Source organism: Streptomyces sp. NPDC006711 (genome assembly GCF_042869775.1).
GTDB lineage: Bacteria > Actinomycetota > Actinomycetes > Streptomycetales > Streptomycetaceae > Streptomyces.
In genome coordinates this window covers 814,687-829,500 of sequence record NZ_JBIAGO010000002.1, presented here as the reverse complement: position 1 = coordinate 829,500, position 14,814 = coordinate 814,687, and the positions used below count along the sequence as shown (strand labels likewise).

At 73.9% G+C, this 14,814-nt stretch carries 12 protein-coding genes; 7 read left to right on the top strand and 5 right to left on the bottom strand.

What is annotated here, in order from left to right:
• Window positions 1-207 precede the first annotated feature (207 nt).
• Complete coding sequence (locus ACFYM2_RS07730; RefSeq protein ID WP_359007908.1) at window positions 208-1,671, top strand: NCS2 family permease; 1,464 nt, start codon at window positions 208-210, stop codon at window positions 1,669-1,671.
• A 47-nt stretch (window positions 1,672-1,718) separates the two neighbouring features.
• Window positions 1,719-2,870 (top strand): XdhC family protein, encoded by a 1,152-nt coding sequence (locus tag ACFYM2_RS07725; protein WP_388462053.1) that lies wholly within the window; start codon window positions 1,719-1,721, stop codon window positions 2,868-2,870.
• A 33-nt stretch (window positions 2,871-2,903) separates the two neighbouring features.
• Here ACFYM2_RS07725 and ACFYM2_RS07720 read toward each other — a convergent pair whose 3' ends face one another.
• Window positions 2,904-3,887 carry a DUF5937 family protein gene (locus tag ACFYM2_RS07720; RefSeq protein ID WP_388462055.1) on the bottom strand — a complete coding sequence of 328 codons (984 nt, stop codon included), beginning with the start codon at window positions 3,885-3,887 and terminating at the stop codon, window positions 2,904-2,906.
• A 56-nt stretch (window positions 3,888-3,943) separates the two neighbouring features.
• Here ACFYM2_RS07720 and ACFYM2_RS07715 point away from each other — a divergent pair, with 56 nt between their 5' ends.
• The 3 genes from ACFYM2_RS07715 to ACFYM2_RS07705 all read left to right on the top strand — a co-directional run bounded on the left by ACFYM2_RS07715 (window position 3,944) and on the right by ACFYM2_RS07705 (window position 8,103).
• Window positions 3,944-5,197 (top strand): MFS transporter, encoded by a 1,254-nt coding sequence (locus ACFYM2_RS07715; RefSeq protein ID WP_388462056.1) that lies wholly within the window; start codon window positions 3,944-3,946, stop codon window positions 5,195-5,197.
• A gap of 374 nt (window positions 5,198-5,571) precedes the next feature.
• Entirely contained in the window at window positions 5,572-6,804 is a 1,233-nt protein-coding gene (locus ACFYM2_RS07710) for a GNAT family N-acetyltransferase (protein ID WP_388834197.1), read from the top strand.
• A 417-nt stretch (window positions 6,805-7,221) separates the two neighbouring features.
• A complete protein-coding gene (locus ACFYM2_RS07705; RefSeq protein WP_388834194.1) occupies window positions 7,222-8,103 on the top strand; it encodes a polysaccharide deacetylase family protein in 882 nt (293 codons plus the stop codon).
• Window positions 8,104-8,116: 13 nt separating this feature from the next.
• Here ACFYM2_RS07705 and ACFYM2_RS07700 read toward each other — a convergent pair whose 3' ends face one another.
• From ACFYM2_RS07700 to ACFYM2_RS07685, 4 genes are all read right to left on the bottom strand, one after another.
• On the bottom strand, window positions 8,117-9,673 hold the full coding sequence (locus ACFYM2_RS07700) for a carboxylesterase/lipase family protein (RefSeq protein ID WP_388834191.1): 1,557 nt from the start codon (window positions 9,671-9,673) through the stop codon (window positions 8,117-8,119).
• Window positions 9,666-10,313 (bottom strand): GPP34 family phosphoprotein, encoded by a 648-nt coding sequence (locus tag ACFYM2_RS07695; RefSeq protein WP_359007928.1) that lies wholly within the window; start codon window positions 10,311-10,313, stop codon window positions 9,666-9,668. Before ACFYM2_RS07695 ends, ACFYM2_RS07700 begins: the two co-directional genes overlap by 8 nt.
• A gap of 127 nt (window positions 10,314-10,440) precedes the next feature.
• Window positions 10,441-11,097 carry a response regulator gene (locus ACFYM2_RS07690; RefSeq protein ID WP_388834188.1) on the bottom strand — a complete coding sequence of 219 codons (657 nt, stop codon included), beginning with the start codon at window positions 11,095-11,097 and terminating at the stop codon, window positions 10,441-10,443.
• Window positions 11,094-12,257 (bottom strand): sensor histidine kinase, encoded by a 1,164-nt coding sequence (locus tag ACFYM2_RS07685; protein WP_388834185.1) that lies wholly within the window; start codon window positions 12,255-12,257, stop codon window positions 11,094-11,096. The genes ACFYM2_RS07690 and ACFYM2_RS07685 overlap by 4 nt, the downstream gene beginning before the upstream one ends.
• Before the next feature lie 334 nt (window positions 12,258-12,591).
• Between ACFYM2_RS07685 and ACFYM2_RS07680 the strand changes: the two genes are divergently transcribed.
• Both ACFYM2_RS07680 and ACFYM2_RS07675 read left to right on the top strand, forming a co-directional pair.
• Window positions 12,592-12,795 carry a cold-shock protein gene (locus ACFYM2_RS07680; RefSeq protein ID WP_100580096.1) on the top strand — a complete coding sequence of 68 codons (204 nt, stop codon included), beginning with the start codon at window positions 12,592-12,594 and terminating at the stop codon, window positions 12,793-12,795.
• 384 nt (window positions 12,796-13,179) lie between these two features.
• Window positions 13,180-14,691, top strand: coding sequence for a DEAD/DEAH box helicase (locus tag ACFYM2_RS07675; RefSeq protein ID WP_359007936.1), 1,512 nt, complete (start codon window positions 13,180-13,182; stop codon window positions 14,689-14,691).
• The last annotated feature ends 123 nt before the right edge of the window (window positions 14,692-14,814 follow it).

Below are 14,814 nucleotides of genomic sequence, written 5' to 3'. Positions count from 1 at the left end.
GCCCGCGCCGCCCGGAGTCACACCAGCAACGCCCGTAGTCAGCTGCCCTGCGGTACCGACGCGGTACCCCGGCAGGAGCAGTAACCGTTCGTCTCGGGCCGTCCCCCGGGTCGTGCAGCCCACGCACCATCCCAAATCCCGCAGCTTGTCTGACCTGAGGATTCAAGTCTTATGCGGGTGCCCCTGTGAACCTTGGGAGTAGGCACCATGACCCAGCAGTCCCTGGAGCCGAAGACCACCGCCGAGGACGCGGGCTCCGGCTCCCGTCCGCCCGCCGGCAGGTCCTGGCTCGACCGGTACTTCCACATATCCGACAGAGGATCGACGCTCGCGCAGGAGGTGCGCGGCGGCATCACCACCTTCATGGCGATGTGTTACATCCTCCTGCTCAACCCGTTGATCCTCTCGACGCCCGATGTCGACAAGCACACCCTGGGCCACGCGGGACTGGTGACCGCCACCGCGCTCGCGGCCGCGGTCAGCACGCTGCTGATGGGCTTCATCGGCAAGGTCCCGCTCGCGCTCGCCGCGGGTCTGAACGTCTCCGCCGCCCTGACCACCCAGGTGGTCCCGAACATGACCTGGCCGCAGGCCATGGGCATGTGCGTCCTGTACGGCGCCGTCATCATGCTCCTGGTCGTCACCGGCCTCCGCGAGATGATCATGAACGCCATTCCGCTGGCGCTCAAGCACGCGATCACCATGGGCATCGGCATGTTCGTCGCCCTGCTGGGCCTGGTGAAGGCCGGATTCGTCGGCAAGGGCCCCGAACACGGTCCGCCGGTCACCCTCGGCGTGACCGGTCAGCTCGTGGGCTGGCCCGTCTTCTTCTTCGCGATCACCCTGCTCCTGATCTTCGCGCTCCAGGCCCGCAAGGTGCCCGGCGCGATCCTGATCGGCATCGTCACCGGCAGCGTCCTGTCCTTCGTGGTCACCAAGGTGGCGGGCCTGACCGACGCGGACTGGGGCGGCACCGCCCCCGACCTCAAGGGCAGCGCGGTCTCCTCGCCCGACTTCGGACTCTTCGGCCACGTCGAGTTCGGCGGCTGGGGCTCCATCGGCGCCATCAGCGTCACGATGATCGTCTTCACCCTGGTGCTCGCCGGCTTCTTCGACGCGATGGCCACCATCATCGGCGTCGGCCAGGAGGCCAAGCTCGCCGACGAGCAGGGCCGCATGCCGGGCCTGTCCAAGGCGCTGTTCATCGACGGCGCGGGCGGTGCGATCGGCGGCGTCGCCGGCGCCTCCGGCCAGACCGTGTTCATCGAGTCCGCGTCCGGCGCCGGTGAGGGCGCCCGTACCGGCCTCTCCTCTGTCGTCACCGGCCTCTTCTTCGCGGCCTGCCTCTTCTTCACCCCGGTCACCCAGCTCGTTCCCGCCCAGGTCGCCTCCGCGGCCCTCGTGGTCATCGGCTCGATGATGATGAGCGCCGCCAAACACGTGGACTGGAGCGACCGGTCGGTCTCCATCCCGGTGTTCCTCACCGTGGTCCTGATGCCGTTCACGTACAACATCACCGCCGGCGTCGGCGCGGGTGTCATCGCCTACACCGTGATCAAGGCGGCGCAGGGCAAGTGGCGGGAGATCGGCGGGTTCATGTGGGCCCTGACGGCCGTCTTCACCCTCTACTTCGCCCTCCATCCCATCGAGAACTGGCTCGGCGTCAAGTAGCGGCCGCGCCGCTGACGCCCTCCATACGTTGCTTAAGGAGACCGAACATGCTGGACATCGCCGAAGAGCTCAACCGGTGGGTCGAGCAGGGACGCGAGTTCGCCGTGGCCACCGTGGTGGCCGTCGGCGGCAGCGCGCCCCGGCAGCCGGGCGCGGCCCTCGCCGTCGACAGCGAGGGCACGGCGATCGGCTCGGTCTCCGGCGGATGTGTGGAGGGCGCCGTCTACGAACTCTGCCAGCAGGCGCTCGACGACGGCGAGACCGTGCTCGAACGCTTCGGATACAGCGACGATGACGCCTTCGCGGTCGGCCTGACCTGCGGCGGCGTCATCGACATCCTCATCACCCCGGTCCGGACGGACGCCCCGGGGCGCCCGGTGTTCGCGGCCGCGCTCGCCGCCGCCGCGCGGGGCGAGTCCGCCGCCGTCGCCCGGATCACCGACGGTCCCGCCGAACTCATGGGCCGCGCCCTGCTCGTCCGCCCGGACGGCCGCTACGAGGGCGCCCTCGGCGGACACCCCGAACTGGACCGCGCCGTCGCCGACGAGGCCGCCGCCCTCCTGGACGCCGGCCGCACCGCCACCCTCTCGCTCGGCGCGGACGGCCGCCTGTGCGGTCAGCCGCTCACCGTTCTGGTCGAATCGAGCGTCCCGGCCCCCCGGATGATCGTCTTCGGCGCCATCGACTTCGCCGCCGCCCTGGTCAGGGTGGGCAAATTCCTCAACTACCACGTCACCGTGTGCGACGCCCGGCCCGTCTTCGCGACGAAGGCCCGCTTCCCCGAGGCGGACGAGATCGTCGTGGAGTGGCCGCACACCTACCTCCAGCGCACGGACACCGACGCGCGCACCGTGCTGTGCGTCCTCACGCACGACGCCAAGTTCGACATCCCGCTCCTTGAGAGCGCGCTGAGGCTGCCGGTCGCCTACGTCGGCGCGATGGGCTCGCGCCGCACCCACCTGGACCGCAACAAGAGGCTGCGCGAGGCGGGCGTCACCGAGCTCGAACTCAACCGGCTGCGCTCCCCGATCGGCCTCGACCTCGGCGCCCGTACGCCCGAGGAGACGGCCCTCTCCATCGCCGCGGAGATCGTCGCGAACCGGCGCGGCGGCACCGGGGCCGCACTGACCGGCGCCCACACCCCGATCCACCACGACCCCTCGACCACCCCGGACCGCCACATCGGCTCGGTCGCCTGAACCGGGGCCCGCACGCACCCCGGGGTGACGGGGTCAGCCGTCGCGGGTCAGTTCGTCGCCCAGTTCCGTACGGGCATACAGCACCACCCGCCCCGCCCGCGCGCGACTGACGAGGCCCGTGCGGTGCAGGACCGCGAGATGGTGGGAGACCGCGCTCGCCGTGACCCCCAGACGCCGCGCGAGCCCGGTCGTCGACGCGGGGCCCGAGAGCGCGGTCAGCAGCGCGGACTTCGGGCCGCCCACCAGCGCGGCCAGCGCGCCCGCCGGCCGGGGAGGCCGGGTCTCCCACAGCGTGGCCACCCCTCGCGCCGGGTAGGCGATCGTGGGCCGCTCGTCCGCGCCGACCGGGCTGATCGTGTGGTGCGCGAACAGCGTCGGTACGAGCCAGAAACCGCGCCCGTCGACGCCCGCCGCCATGTGCAGGTCCCGGTGCACGAACAGGGTCAGCCGCCCGTTGTCCCACGTGGCCGACGGGTCGAGCGAGGTGAGCAGCGCCGCCGCGCCGTCCCGGGCGAGCAGTTGCGCCCGGTGCACCATGTCCGCCTCCAGGACCGCTCGCATCCGCGACCAGTGCGGCGCGATCGCCAGCTCCCAGTACGCCTCCACCACATCCGCGACGGCCGCCGTCAACTTCCTTGGATCGGTTGCCAGTTGGGACAGCCGGGGCGGCAGCGGACGGTTCGCGTACGCGGCCCGTACATCGGCGAGCGCCTTGTCCGGGGCGGTGGCGCGCAGGCGGCGCAGCTCGTCCGCGACGTCCGGCAGCGGCGAGTCGGGGCGCGGCGTGATGAAGTCGGGGATCCAGCCGCTGCCCTCCACGGTGAGTTCGCCGAGCAGTCCCGTGTCCGGGCCGCCTTCGCGCGCCAGCGCCTCACGGGTACGCCGGATCCACGGAAGGTGCAGCGCGTACGCGTCCGGCCGGCGCAGCGCCCACAGGCTTGTCGCGGTCTCCAGCAGCGGTGAGCAGGCGAAACGCATGTCGGCGAGATCGTCGACGCCGAGGATGTAGCTGAGCATTGAGGCAGAGCCTAAATCTCTGTGCCCCGCCCGTACAACGCAGTTGAGTGGAGGCCATGTCCTCCACCCCCACGCGGGCGGCAGCACTGCTGCCGTCTCGCGGTCCGCTGCGCGCCTACGCCGTCACCACCCTCATCGACTGGATCGGCAACGGCCTCTTCCACACCGGCGCCATCATCTACTTCACCCGGGTCGTCGGGCTCGGCGCGGCCCAGGTCGGACTCGGGCTCACGGTGGCCGCGCTGCTCGGCCCCGCCATGTCCGTCCCGGCCGGCCGGCTCGGCGACCGGCTCGGCCACCGCCGGATATACCTGGCGACGATCCTCGTCCGCGCGGTGGCCTTCGCCGGGTATCTCGCGGTCGGCTCCTTCGCTGGCTTCCTCGCGGTGGTGTGCCTGATCTCCCTGGCCGAGAGCGCTTCCAGACCGGTCAAGAACGCCTACCTCGCCCAGCTGGCCGATCCCACGGCGCTGGTCGCGGCCAGCGCGTACAGCAGGGTCATGCTCAACATCGGCTTCTCGCTCGGCAGCCTCAGTGCGGGCGCGGTGCTCGCCCTCGACTCCCGCGCCGGATACGCGGCGCTGGTCATCGGCAACTGCCTCTCCTACGTGCTCGTCGCGGGGATCGTGCTGCGCATGCCCGAGGGGAACAGGACCGGGGCAGCCGCGACCGTACCCGGACCCAAGCGGCGCGGCGCCCTGCGCGACGGGCGCTTCCTGCTCCTGGCCGTGCTCTCCGGGCTCCTCTACGTCAACGCCGAAGTCGTCACCATCGGTCTGCCGCTGTGGATTTCGCAGCGCACCGAGGCGCCCCGCTGGTCGATCGCCGCGCTCATGCTCCTCAACACCGCGCTCGCGATCCTGCTCCAGGTGCGCGCGGCGCGCGGCAGCGACACCGTGCCCGGGGCCGCGGTGGCCGGCCGGCGCGCGGGGGTGGTGCTGCTCGCCGCCTGCGCCGTGACGGCGACGACGGCCGGGCTCCCGGGCGCGTGGGGGGTCGCGGTGCTCGCCGTCGGCGTGGCTCTGCTCACTGCGGGCGAGCTGCTGGCGTCGGCCTCCGGCTGGGGCATCTCGTACGGGCTCGCCGCGGTGGAGCGTCAGGGTGAGTACCTGGGTGCCTGGGGCCTCGCCTCCGACCTGGCCCGTGCGGGCGGGCCGCTGCTCGTCGCGGTCCTGGTCACACACGGCGGCGGCGCGGGCTGGTTGGCGCTGGGCGCCCTGTTCCTGACGGCGGGCACGGTCACGGTGCCGGTGGCGACCCGGACGCCCCGGGCGCCGCGCCCGGCGGTGACGCGGAAGATGGCCCGCTGAGCCGCGAAGCCGGGCCCGAGCCGCGCCCCGTGCGGCGGCCCACCCCGGCCGAGGCGACCTGGCGCCCTCCGAGCGGCCGCACTTCCCGGCGGCCCGCCACCTCCGAGCGGCGGCGCTGCCGAGCGGCCCGCCTCCTCCCAGCGCCCGCGTCCTCCGAGTAGTCCGCGTCCTCCCGGCGCCCACGCTTTCGACCGGCCCGCCTCCTCCCAGCGCCCGCGCCCTCCCAGCGGCCCGCCTCCTCCCACCGCCCGCACCCCCGAGCGGCCCGGGCCCCCGCACCCCGCCAACCACGCGGAGGCCGTCCCGCCCCCACCCCACCCCGCTCCGGCCGGTATGGGAGTGACGCCCCGTTATGGGCGGGTTAGGGTCGCGGCATGAGTGAGCTGGAGTTCCGCGACGTGCCCGAGTCCGACGTCGATCGTGCCCTGGAGCTCTGGTGGCTCGTCTATCACGACCGTCCCGCCGAGCCGGCCAAGCGTGCCTACCACCGCGCGATGGTGCTGCGCTGCGACCGCGTCGGCGCCTACGACGGCGACGCGCTCGTCGGGTTTCTCGTCGCGCACCGCTTCACCCTGTCCGTGCCCGGCGGTGAACTCCCGTGCCCGGGGCTCACGTTCGTGTCCGTCGCGCCCACCCACCGCCGGCGCGGCGTGCTCTCCGGGATGATCGCCGAGGTGTTCCGGCGCTGCGCGGAACACGGCCGCCCCATCGCCGCCCTGTGGGCGACCGAGGCCGCGATCTACGGCCGCTTCGGCTTCGGCGCGGGCACCTACGGCACCTCCGTCGAGATCGACTCGACCCGCCCGCTCGCCCTGCGCCTCGACCCCGACCCGCGCGCCCTGCGCCTGATCGACCCCGAGGACGCGCCCGCCGAACTCGGCCCCTGCTACGAGGCGACCCGCGCCCGCCGTGCCGGGCGCGTCGCTCGGGACGCCGAGCGCTGGCGCGGCGAGTGGCTGCCCGAGACCGACGAGGACGACGGCGAACTCGGCCCGCCCCGCGTCGTCGGCCTCGGCGCCACCGGCGAACCACTGGCCGGGTACGCCGTCTACCGCACCCGGCGCGAGGACGACCCCGCCAAGCCCGGCACCGTCCAGGTCGCCGAGCTGGTGGCCGACACCCCGGCGGGCGAGGCCGCGCTGTGGAACTATCTGGCCGGCATCGACCTCACCGGCACCGTCCGCGCCTGGGGTCTCGCGCCCGACGACCCGCTGCTCCTGTTCGCCACCGACCGGGACCAGGTCAGGGCCGTCACCCAGTTCCCGGCGCTGTGGATCCGCCTGGTGGACGTCCGGGCCGCGCTCACCGCGCGGTCCTGGGCCACCGAGGTCTTCCTCACGATCGACGTGCGCGACGACCGGATCCCGGCCAACTCCGGCCGCTTCCGCCTGGCCGCCTCCCCGCACGGCTGCGCCTACGAGCCGACCCCGGCCGCGCCTGACCTGGCCTTCGACGTGCGTGACCTGGCCGCCTGTTACCTCGGCGGCACCGAGGTCCGCCGTCTGGTCATGGCGGGCCTGGTCGCCGAGTACACCCCGGGCGCGGCCGAGGCCCTGGACGCGGCGCTGCGTACGGGTGAACTGCCGCACACCGTCGACGAGTTCTGACCGCCGGCCCGTCCCGAGGACGCCGCACGCCGGCAGCCGGCGCGTGACGGGCCCGGCCCGCCCGGGGCCTCGCCGCCCGGCGTGACATGCCTCTCGTGTCCTGCCGCGCGAGGGCCAAGGCGAAGGTCCCGCCGCGAACCGCCTGCTCACCAAGGGAACCGGAAGCGCCCTTGGCGGGGTCTTTGCCTGCGCGTTGGGGACCAAGGTCCCGGCGCGCGGCGCGCGCACCACGCCCCTCGGGTCACTGAGGACGCGTCAACCTCTCCGGTCGCCCAGGTGGTTGCGGAGAATGGGGTATTTTCCGTCCCTGCCCGGTCGGAGAATTCACATTTCGGGATTCGGGCGCGATCGTGCGATCGTGGCCGACTGGTGAAGCTCCGCTGCCGTACCGGCACGTACCGAGGGGATGGGGAATCCATGGCGCGACTGACCGCCCACACACGCCGCATCGTGATGGCCGCAGCGGCGGCCCTGGTCACGACGGGCGGCGTGGCCGCCGCGGTGTTCCTCGGCAGTGACACATCCGCCAGCGGCCCCGGCCCCGTCCTCGCGCACGCCTCGGCCACCCACGCATCGGACGACAAGCCGGTCGCCCGCCCGGCGCCCTCGGGGCCCGGCGGCAGCGACAGCGCCCCGGACGGCTCGGACGGTTCGGGCGACGCGACCGGCCCCGCCGCGCCGCCCGGCGCCGACGGCATATCGGAGACGATCGACCACGCCACCGAGAGCGGCGGCAAGTCCGTCTCGATCACCATCGACGACGGGCCGAGCCCGGTCTGGACGCCGAAGATCCTCGCGGTGCTCAAGCAGTACGACGTGAAGGCCACGTTCTGCATGATCGGCCCGCAGGCCAAGGCCAACCCCGCCCTCGTCAAGCAGATCGTCGCGGACGGCCACCGGCTGTGCGACCACACGGTCAGCCACGACGAGGCCATGAACAAGAAGCCCCTCGCCTACCAGAGCTCCGAGGTCCTTGACGCCCAGAAGATGATCGAGGAGGCCGCCGGCGGGGCCAAGGTGCGGTACTTCCGCGCGCCGGGCGGCGCCTTCACGCCGGACAACCGCCGCATCGCCGCGAGCCACGGGATGCGTCCGCTCGGCTGGAACGTCGACACCAAGGACTGGAAGCAGCCCGGCACCGCGACCATCGTCAACACGGTCAAGCAGCAGCTCAAGAACGGCCCGATCGTGCTCTTCCACGACGGCGGCGGCGCCCGCGCCCAGACGGTGGACGCCCTCAAGGACGTCCTGCCCTGGCTGGCGCAGCAGGGCTACACGTTCAGCTTCCCCGCCGTCTGAGCCGGCCGGCCCCTCAGGGCATCGTCGCCCACAGCGCGCAGTGGTGTCCGGGCCCCGGCCGCACCGGCCCCGTACGGCCGGGAGCCAGGCTCTGCACGGCCGCGCGCGACCAGTGCGGCGCGCCGCCCCCGTTGGGGTCGCCGGAGCGGGCGAACCGCGTCCAGTACCCGATCATGGTCGCGGCGAGCCGGTGCTGACGCTCCGTCAACTCCCGTGGTGTGCCGCCCAGATCGAACAGATACGGCAGCTCCGTGGTGTGGGTGGCCCCCAGTGGGAACGGCGGGGGAGCGGGGGTGGGCCGGGGCGCGTCGGGGTCGGCGAACTCGTAGCGCCAAACCCGCTGATGGGCGGCAAGGAGCGCCCCGGTCCGCAGCGTGGGACAGGCGTAGTCGGCGTCACCGATGAGCGCGCCGAACACCGGGCCGCCCTCCGCGCCGCGCAGCGGATAGGCGCGCACCACCTCGGACGTTCGCGCCGGGTCGGGCCCGAAGTCCCGTACGACATCCGGCCAGGTCGCCGGGGTCACCGCGACCCCGGCCGCCATGATCCCGGCCGCCCAGACCGTGCCCTCGTCGTGGTTGGCGCCGATCAGGACGTCCACCCGCGCCGCCCGCCCGGAGGCGACCGCGTCCGCCGGGTCGCGCGGCAGCGGAGCGGTGCCGTACTCGGGCTCCTGATCGGCGCCCTGCGCGGCGAGCAGCTTGGGCACCGGAACGCGCCGCAGGCAGCCGAGCTCATCGGCCGCCTGCCCGCAGCCCACCGCGGCCGTCAGCTTCGTCCCGGCCGCCTCCGCCGCCGATGGGGCCAGTGCGAACGGGGCGAAGGGGCGCGCGGGGCCGCCCGCGCAGGGGCCGCTCTCAATGATCGCCCGCTGGAACAGACCCGCCGCCGAGGGGGAGGCCAGCTGCGCGCAGACGCCGTACCCTCCGGCGGACTCACCGGCCAGCGTCACCCGGGTGGGATCGCCGCCGAACGCCCCGATGTCGTCCCGTACGTACCGCAGCGCCGCCTGCTGGTCGGCGAGGCCGAAGGTGCCGGAGCCGGGCAGTCTCGCGCGCGCGAGGAAACCGAGCGCGCCCAGGCGGTAGTTGACGCTCACCACGACCACGTCGCCGCCGACCGCCATGCGGTGCGCGTCGTAGGAGCTGCCGGCGCCGCTGGTGAAACCGCCGCCGTGCAGCCACACGATCACGGGCTTCGGGCGGCCGGGCGTGGCGTCCGAGGGGGCGGTGACGTTCAGATACAGACAGCCCTCGTCCGTGCTGCCGCTGGGCACCTCGCCGGCCGGCTGGGGACAGGCGGACGCGGGCCGGCGCGCGTCGCGGATCCCCGGCCACGCGGCGGGCGGCCGGGGCGCGGCCCAGCGCAGTGCGCCGACGGGCGCGGCGGCGTACGGGACGCCCTCGAAGACCCGGTAGTCCTCGTGCGCCGAGCCGCGCAGGGCTCCCGCGCGGGTGTGCGCCACGGGCGCCACGGCAGCCGCGGGCTCGGGGGCCGCCGGGGCCGGCGCGGGCAGAAGCAGGGCGAGAGCGCCCGCGAGCGCCGCCGCGACGGCGCGCACGTCAGCCACCGCCCATGCCGCCCTGGGCGGCGACCAGCGTGGTCCCAAGGCCCCGCACGGCGGCGCCGAGCGAGGGAGCGACGGCGTCGAACGTGCCGGTCAGCGCCTCGACGCGGTCCTTGTGGGCCCGGGCGTCCGCGCGCGGCACGAGGTGGCGCACCTTGCCCGCGACGGCGAGTGCGAGGAGCACCGCCTCGTCGGACCCGACCGCTCCGCCGTCCCGCAGCCGAGCCCTGAGGCCGTCCTGGAACGCGCGCACCCCCGCCGCGTCCCGCACGCTCACCTCGCGCCGTGCGGGGCGCGCGAACGCGGACCGCTCGCGGACGGTGAGCGCGCCGAGCTCCGCGAGCCGGTCCTCCACCGCGCCCAGCGTCTCCTCGCGGTCGGCGCGCACCCACGCCTTCCAGGTACGGCGGCGCCCCCGGAGGGCGCCCAGCACGTGATCGAGGACAGGGTCATCCGTCGCGCCGGGACCGGGGACGGTCACCTCGCCCGCCGCGTCGGCGACGCGGCCCGTGCGGGCCAGTTCCGTCAGGACCGCCACGCGCAGCAGGAAACCGGTCCGGGTGCGGTCGTACACGGCGCCGGCGTCGGTGTCGTAGGCCGCGAGATACATCCGGCCGTACAGGGAGTGCGGGAGAGACGTCATGCCTCGACGCTAGGCGGCGCCGCCCCGGAGGAGATCCACCCGTGGGCCCGGTCCGCGCCGCGCCCACGGGATGAGTACGCGGCCGGCTCAGCCCGTGGGATGAGGCGGCGGGGGATGAGGCGGCGGCTCAGCTCCGGCGCGGCTCGACCAGGCCGAGGTCGTAGGCCGCGACCACCGCCTGGACCCGGTCGCGCAGCGCCAGCTTGCGCAGCACCGCCGACACGTGGGTCTTGACCGTGGCCTCCGACAGATGGAGCAGGCGCGCGATCTCGGAGTTGGACCGCGCCTGCCCGACGAGGGTGAGCACTTCCCGCTCGCGCGGGGAGAGACCGTCGTGCGCGGCCGGGGCCGCCGGCGCGGTGGTGTGGGCGAAGCGGTCGAGCATGCGCCGGGTCACGGTGGGCGCGAGCAGCGCGTCCCCGCGCGCCACGACGCGCACGGCCTCGGCGAGCTCGGCGGGCCTGATGTCCTTGAGCAGGAACCCGCTGGCCCCGGCCCGCAGCGCGGTCAGTACGTGTTCGTCGAGGTCGAAGGTGGTGACCACCAGGACCCGGGTCGCGCTGCCGGACGCGACGATCGCACGGGTCGCCTCGATGCCGTCCATCACCGGCATCCGCACGTCCATCAGGACGACGTCCGGCCTCAACTCGCCGACCAGGCGCACCGCGTGCTGCCCGTCGGTCGCCTCGCCGACCACTTCCAGATCGTCCCGGGCGTCGATGATCATGCGGAACCCGCCGCGCACCAGCGCCTGGTCGTCGGCCACCACCACCCGGATCGTCACGACGCGTACCTTATCGGCAGCACGGCACGCACCTGGAAACCTTCCTCGGGCCCCGGTCCCGCCTCCAGGGTGCCGCCGAGCAGCGCGGCCCGCTCACGCATCCCCGCGAGCCCGCGCCCCGAGCCGCCCGAGCGCCAACTCCCGCTCGCCGCGCGGCCGTTGTCGCTCACCTCGATGCGTACCGCGTCCTCGTCCCGGCGCACCGACACCCGCACCCGGCTCGCCCCCGAGTGCCGCATGGTGTTGGTCAGGGCCTCCTGCACGATCCGGTACGCCGCGAGGTCCACGGAGGCCGGCGGCGTCAGGGACGCGCCCTCCTCGGACACCTCCACGCCGAGCCCTGCGGCCCGCGCGTTCGCGGCCAGCTCGGCCAGGTCCCCGAGCCCGCGCGGCGGCCGCCGCCCGTCACCGCCGCCGTCCGCGCCGCCGTCCCCGTCGAAGGCACCGCCGTCGCCCGCCTCCGCGCGCAGCAGGACCCGCAGCTCCCCGAGCGCCGAGCGGCCCGCGCTGTCGATGGCGCGCAGCGCGTTCCTGGCCTGCTCGGGGTGGGTGGCGAACACGTCCTGCGCCGCGCTCGCCTGGATCACCATCACCGAGACGGTGTGCGCCACCACGTCGTGCACCTCACGGGCGATCCTGGCCCGCTCCTCGGCCACCGCGCGCCGCGTCTCGGCGGCCAGCCGGTCCTGGTGGGCCCGGCGCCACTGTCCCGCCGTCCACGCCAGCGTCACGGCCAGGACATGGGTCACGAGCGCCACCGTGCCCGCGCCCGCGTAGGCGAGCGGCGCGAGCGCGAGCAGGCCGAGAAGCCCCCACCGCGACAGACGCACGGGCCGCAGCGCCGAGAGCGCGCACAGCGCGATCTGCGCCCCGATGAACGCGCCGGTCACGCTCAGCGCGGGCAGGAGCAGCCACATCGCGGCCCCCAGCGCAGCGCTCGCGGCGAGCACGGCGCCGGGCCGGGCCGCCACCCACCACAGCAGGGCGGCCTGCGCGAGGGCGAGCAGGAGCGCGACGAGGGCCCCCGGCCCGGTGCCGGCCGCCAGACAGGTGGGCAGCGCCACGGCGAGCACCAGCGCCGCCGAACCCAGCCGCAGCGCCCGGACCGTCCGGGCCGGTGGAGGGGTGTTCCTGCTGTCCACAGCGCGTTCGAGACCCACGCCGCGACGCTATCAACCCGGGCCCGGGGGGCAGTCGAAGGCAAAATATTTCTTGTCCGGACCCCGGGAATTCTCGGGAAGTACGGCGCGTACGCCCCGGGCTGTCCCGCGCCACGCCCGGAAATGTCCCATTTGCCGCGCCGGCATCTCGGACCTGTGCTACTGTTGATCTCAGTTGCAGTTGTGGTTCCCAAAGACTTCAAGTGCCTCGATGGTTTTATGCCGTCGGGCGCTTTTGTATTTCCGGTGCGTTTTCCGGACGGGGCAATCATCTCAGTAACGGCGGGGTCAGCACAGTGCGGGCCCCCGGGCATTGCCCCGAAGGAGATATGACATGGCTACTGGCACCGTGAAGTGGTTCAACGCGGAAAAGGGCTTCGGCTTCATCGAGCAGGAGGGTGGCGGCCCGGACGTGTTCGCCCACTACTCCAACATCGCCGCCCAGGGCTTCCGTGAGCTTCAGGAAGGCCAGAAGGTGAACTTCGACGTCACGCAGGGCCAGAAGGGCCCGCAGGCCGAGAACATCACGCCTGCCTGACGCTGAGGCGTTTTTCGCACGCGGCTGGGGCCCGCACCTTGGGGTGCGGGCCCCAGCCCGTTGCTGTTCCACCGGGCCCGCCGTCACACCGTGACGGCACTCTCGCGGCCCTCGGGACACCGGGAACCGTCCCGGGCGTCCCGTCACCCAGCGGACCCACCGCCACGGCCACGGCCCGGCGGGGACCGGCCCGCTGTCCTGATCCGGACCGGCCGCCACCGCGCGGCGGATGCCCGGCACTCCGACAACGGGCGAGGATTTCCCGCGCCCTCTGTGCGGCCGGATCAGAATTCGACTTCTGTTTCCGGCTCGTTCTTGCGATGTCCCGGCGCCCCGATCGCGCCGGATATCCCTCGATACGTGCCATATCGAGGAAGGTTCTCCTTGAACCGTTCAGCTCGCACGAACGACCGCTCCACCGCCGCCCGCAGGGGCGGCGCCGACCGCGGGGCCCGCTTCCGCCCCCAGGGCGCCGGCCGCTCCGGCGGCGCCCGCAGGCCCTCGGCCCCGCAGGGCGAGTTCGCCCTCCCGGTCACCATCACCCCGCCGCTGCCCGCCGTCGAGCACTTCGGTGACCTCGACCTGCCGGCCCCGGTCCTCGAGCTGCTGAGCAGCCTGGGCATGAACGAGCCGTTCCCGATCCAGGCGGCCACGCTGCCCAACTCGCTGGCCGGCCGTGACGTCCTGGGCCGTGGCCGCACCGGCTCCGGCAAGACCCTCGCCTTCGGCCTCGCCCTCCTGGCGCGCACCGCGGGCCGCCGCGCCGACTCCAAGAAGCCGCTCGCCCTGGTGCTGGTCCCCACGCGTGAGCTGGCCCAGCAGGTCACCGACGCCCTCACCCCGTACGCCAAGGCGCTGAGGCTGCGCATGGCCACCGTCGTCGGCGGCATGTCGATCGGGCGCCAGGCCGGCGCGCTGCGCTCCGGCGCCGAGGTCGTGGTGGCCACCCCCGGCCGCCTCAAGGACCTCATCGAACGCCGCGACTGCCGTCTGGACGAGGTCGCCATCACCGTGCTCGACGAGGCCGACCAGATGGCCGACATGGGCTTCATGCCGCAGGTCACCGAACTCCTCGACCAAGTGCGCCCCGAGGGCCAGCGGATGCTGTTCTCGGCGACCCTCGACCGCAACGTGGACCTGCTGGTCCGGCGCTATCTGCACGACCCGGTCGTCCACTCCGTCGACCCGTCGGCCGGCGCGGTCACCACGATGGAGCACCACGTCCTTCACGTGCAGAGCGCCGACAAGTACGCCACGACCACCGAGATCGCGGCCCGCGACGGCCGGGTGATCATGTTCCTCGACACCAAGCACGCCGTGGACCAGCTCACCAAGCACCTGCTCCAGAGCGGGGTGCGGGCAGCGGCCCTGCACGGCGGCAAGTCCCAGCCGCAGCGCACCCGCACCCTGGCCCAGTTCAAGACCGGCGCCGTCTCGGTCCTGGTCGCCACCAACGTCGCCGCGCGCGGCATCCACGTCGACAACCTCGACCTCGTCGTCAACGTCGACCCGCCGACCGACCACAAGGACTATCTGCACCGGGGCGGCCGCACCGCACGCGCCGGCGAGTCCGGCAGCGTCGTCACCCTGGTCCTGCCCAACCAGCGCCGCGACATGACCCGCCTGATGATGACCGCCGGGATCACCCCGACCATCACCCAGGTCCGCTCCGGCGAGGCCGAGCTGAGCCGCATCACCGGCGCCCAGGCACCCTCCGGCATCCCGGTCGGCCCCGTGGCGCCACCCGCGGACCAGCCCAAGCGCGGCCAGGCCCCCTTCCGTGGCCGTGGCACCGCCCGCGGCCAGTCCGGCCGCCCCGCCACCTCGCGCCGCACCGGCGAGTCCCGCGAGCTGGCCGAGGCCCGCAAGGCGGCCCGCGTCCGCCGCGCCGCCTGACCAACTCACCCCTGCCGCACGGCAGTTGACCACCACGGGCCCTCGCCCCCCGCGCATCGCGCGCGGAGGCGGGGGCCCGCGTCGTGACACCGCACGCGACGGCCCCGGCCGATGACATCCCGG

Excerpts from the sequence above, each read along its gene's own strand:
- ACFYM2_RS07695 (WP_359007928.1), bottom strand. The coding sequence starts at position 10,313 with ATGACGTCTCTCCCGCACTCCCTGTACGGCCGGATGTATCTCGCGGCC.
- ACFYM2_RS07680 (WP_100580096.1), top strand. The coding sequence starts at position 12,592 with ATGGCTACTGGCACCGTGAAGTGGTTCAACGCGGAAAAGGGCTTCGGC.
- ACFYM2_RS07730 (WP_359007908.1), top strand. The coding sequence starts at position 208 with ATGACCCAGCAGTCCCTGGAGCCGAAGACCACCGCCGAGGACGCGGGC.
- ACFYM2_RS07725 (WP_388462053.1), top strand. The coding sequence starts at position 1,719 with ATGCTGGACATCGCCGAAGAGCTCAACCGGTGGGTCGAGCAGGGACGC.
- ACFYM2_RS07710 (WP_388834197.1), top strand. The coding sequence starts at position 5,572 with ATGAGTGAGCTGGAGTTCCGCGACGTGCCCGAGTCCGACGTCGATCGT.
- ACFYM2_RS07720 (WP_388462055.1), bottom strand. The coding sequence starts at position 3,887 with ATGCTCAGCTACATCCTCGGCGTCGACGATCTCGCCGACATGCGTTTC.
- ACFYM2_RS07715 (WP_388462056.1), top strand. The coding sequence starts at position 3,944 with ATGTCCTCCACCCCCACGCGGGCGGCAGCACTGCTGCCGTCTCGCGGT.
- ACFYM2_RS07705 (WP_388834194.1), top strand. The coding sequence starts at position 7,222 with ATGGCGCGACTGACCGCCCACACACGCCGCATCGTGATGGCCGCAGCG.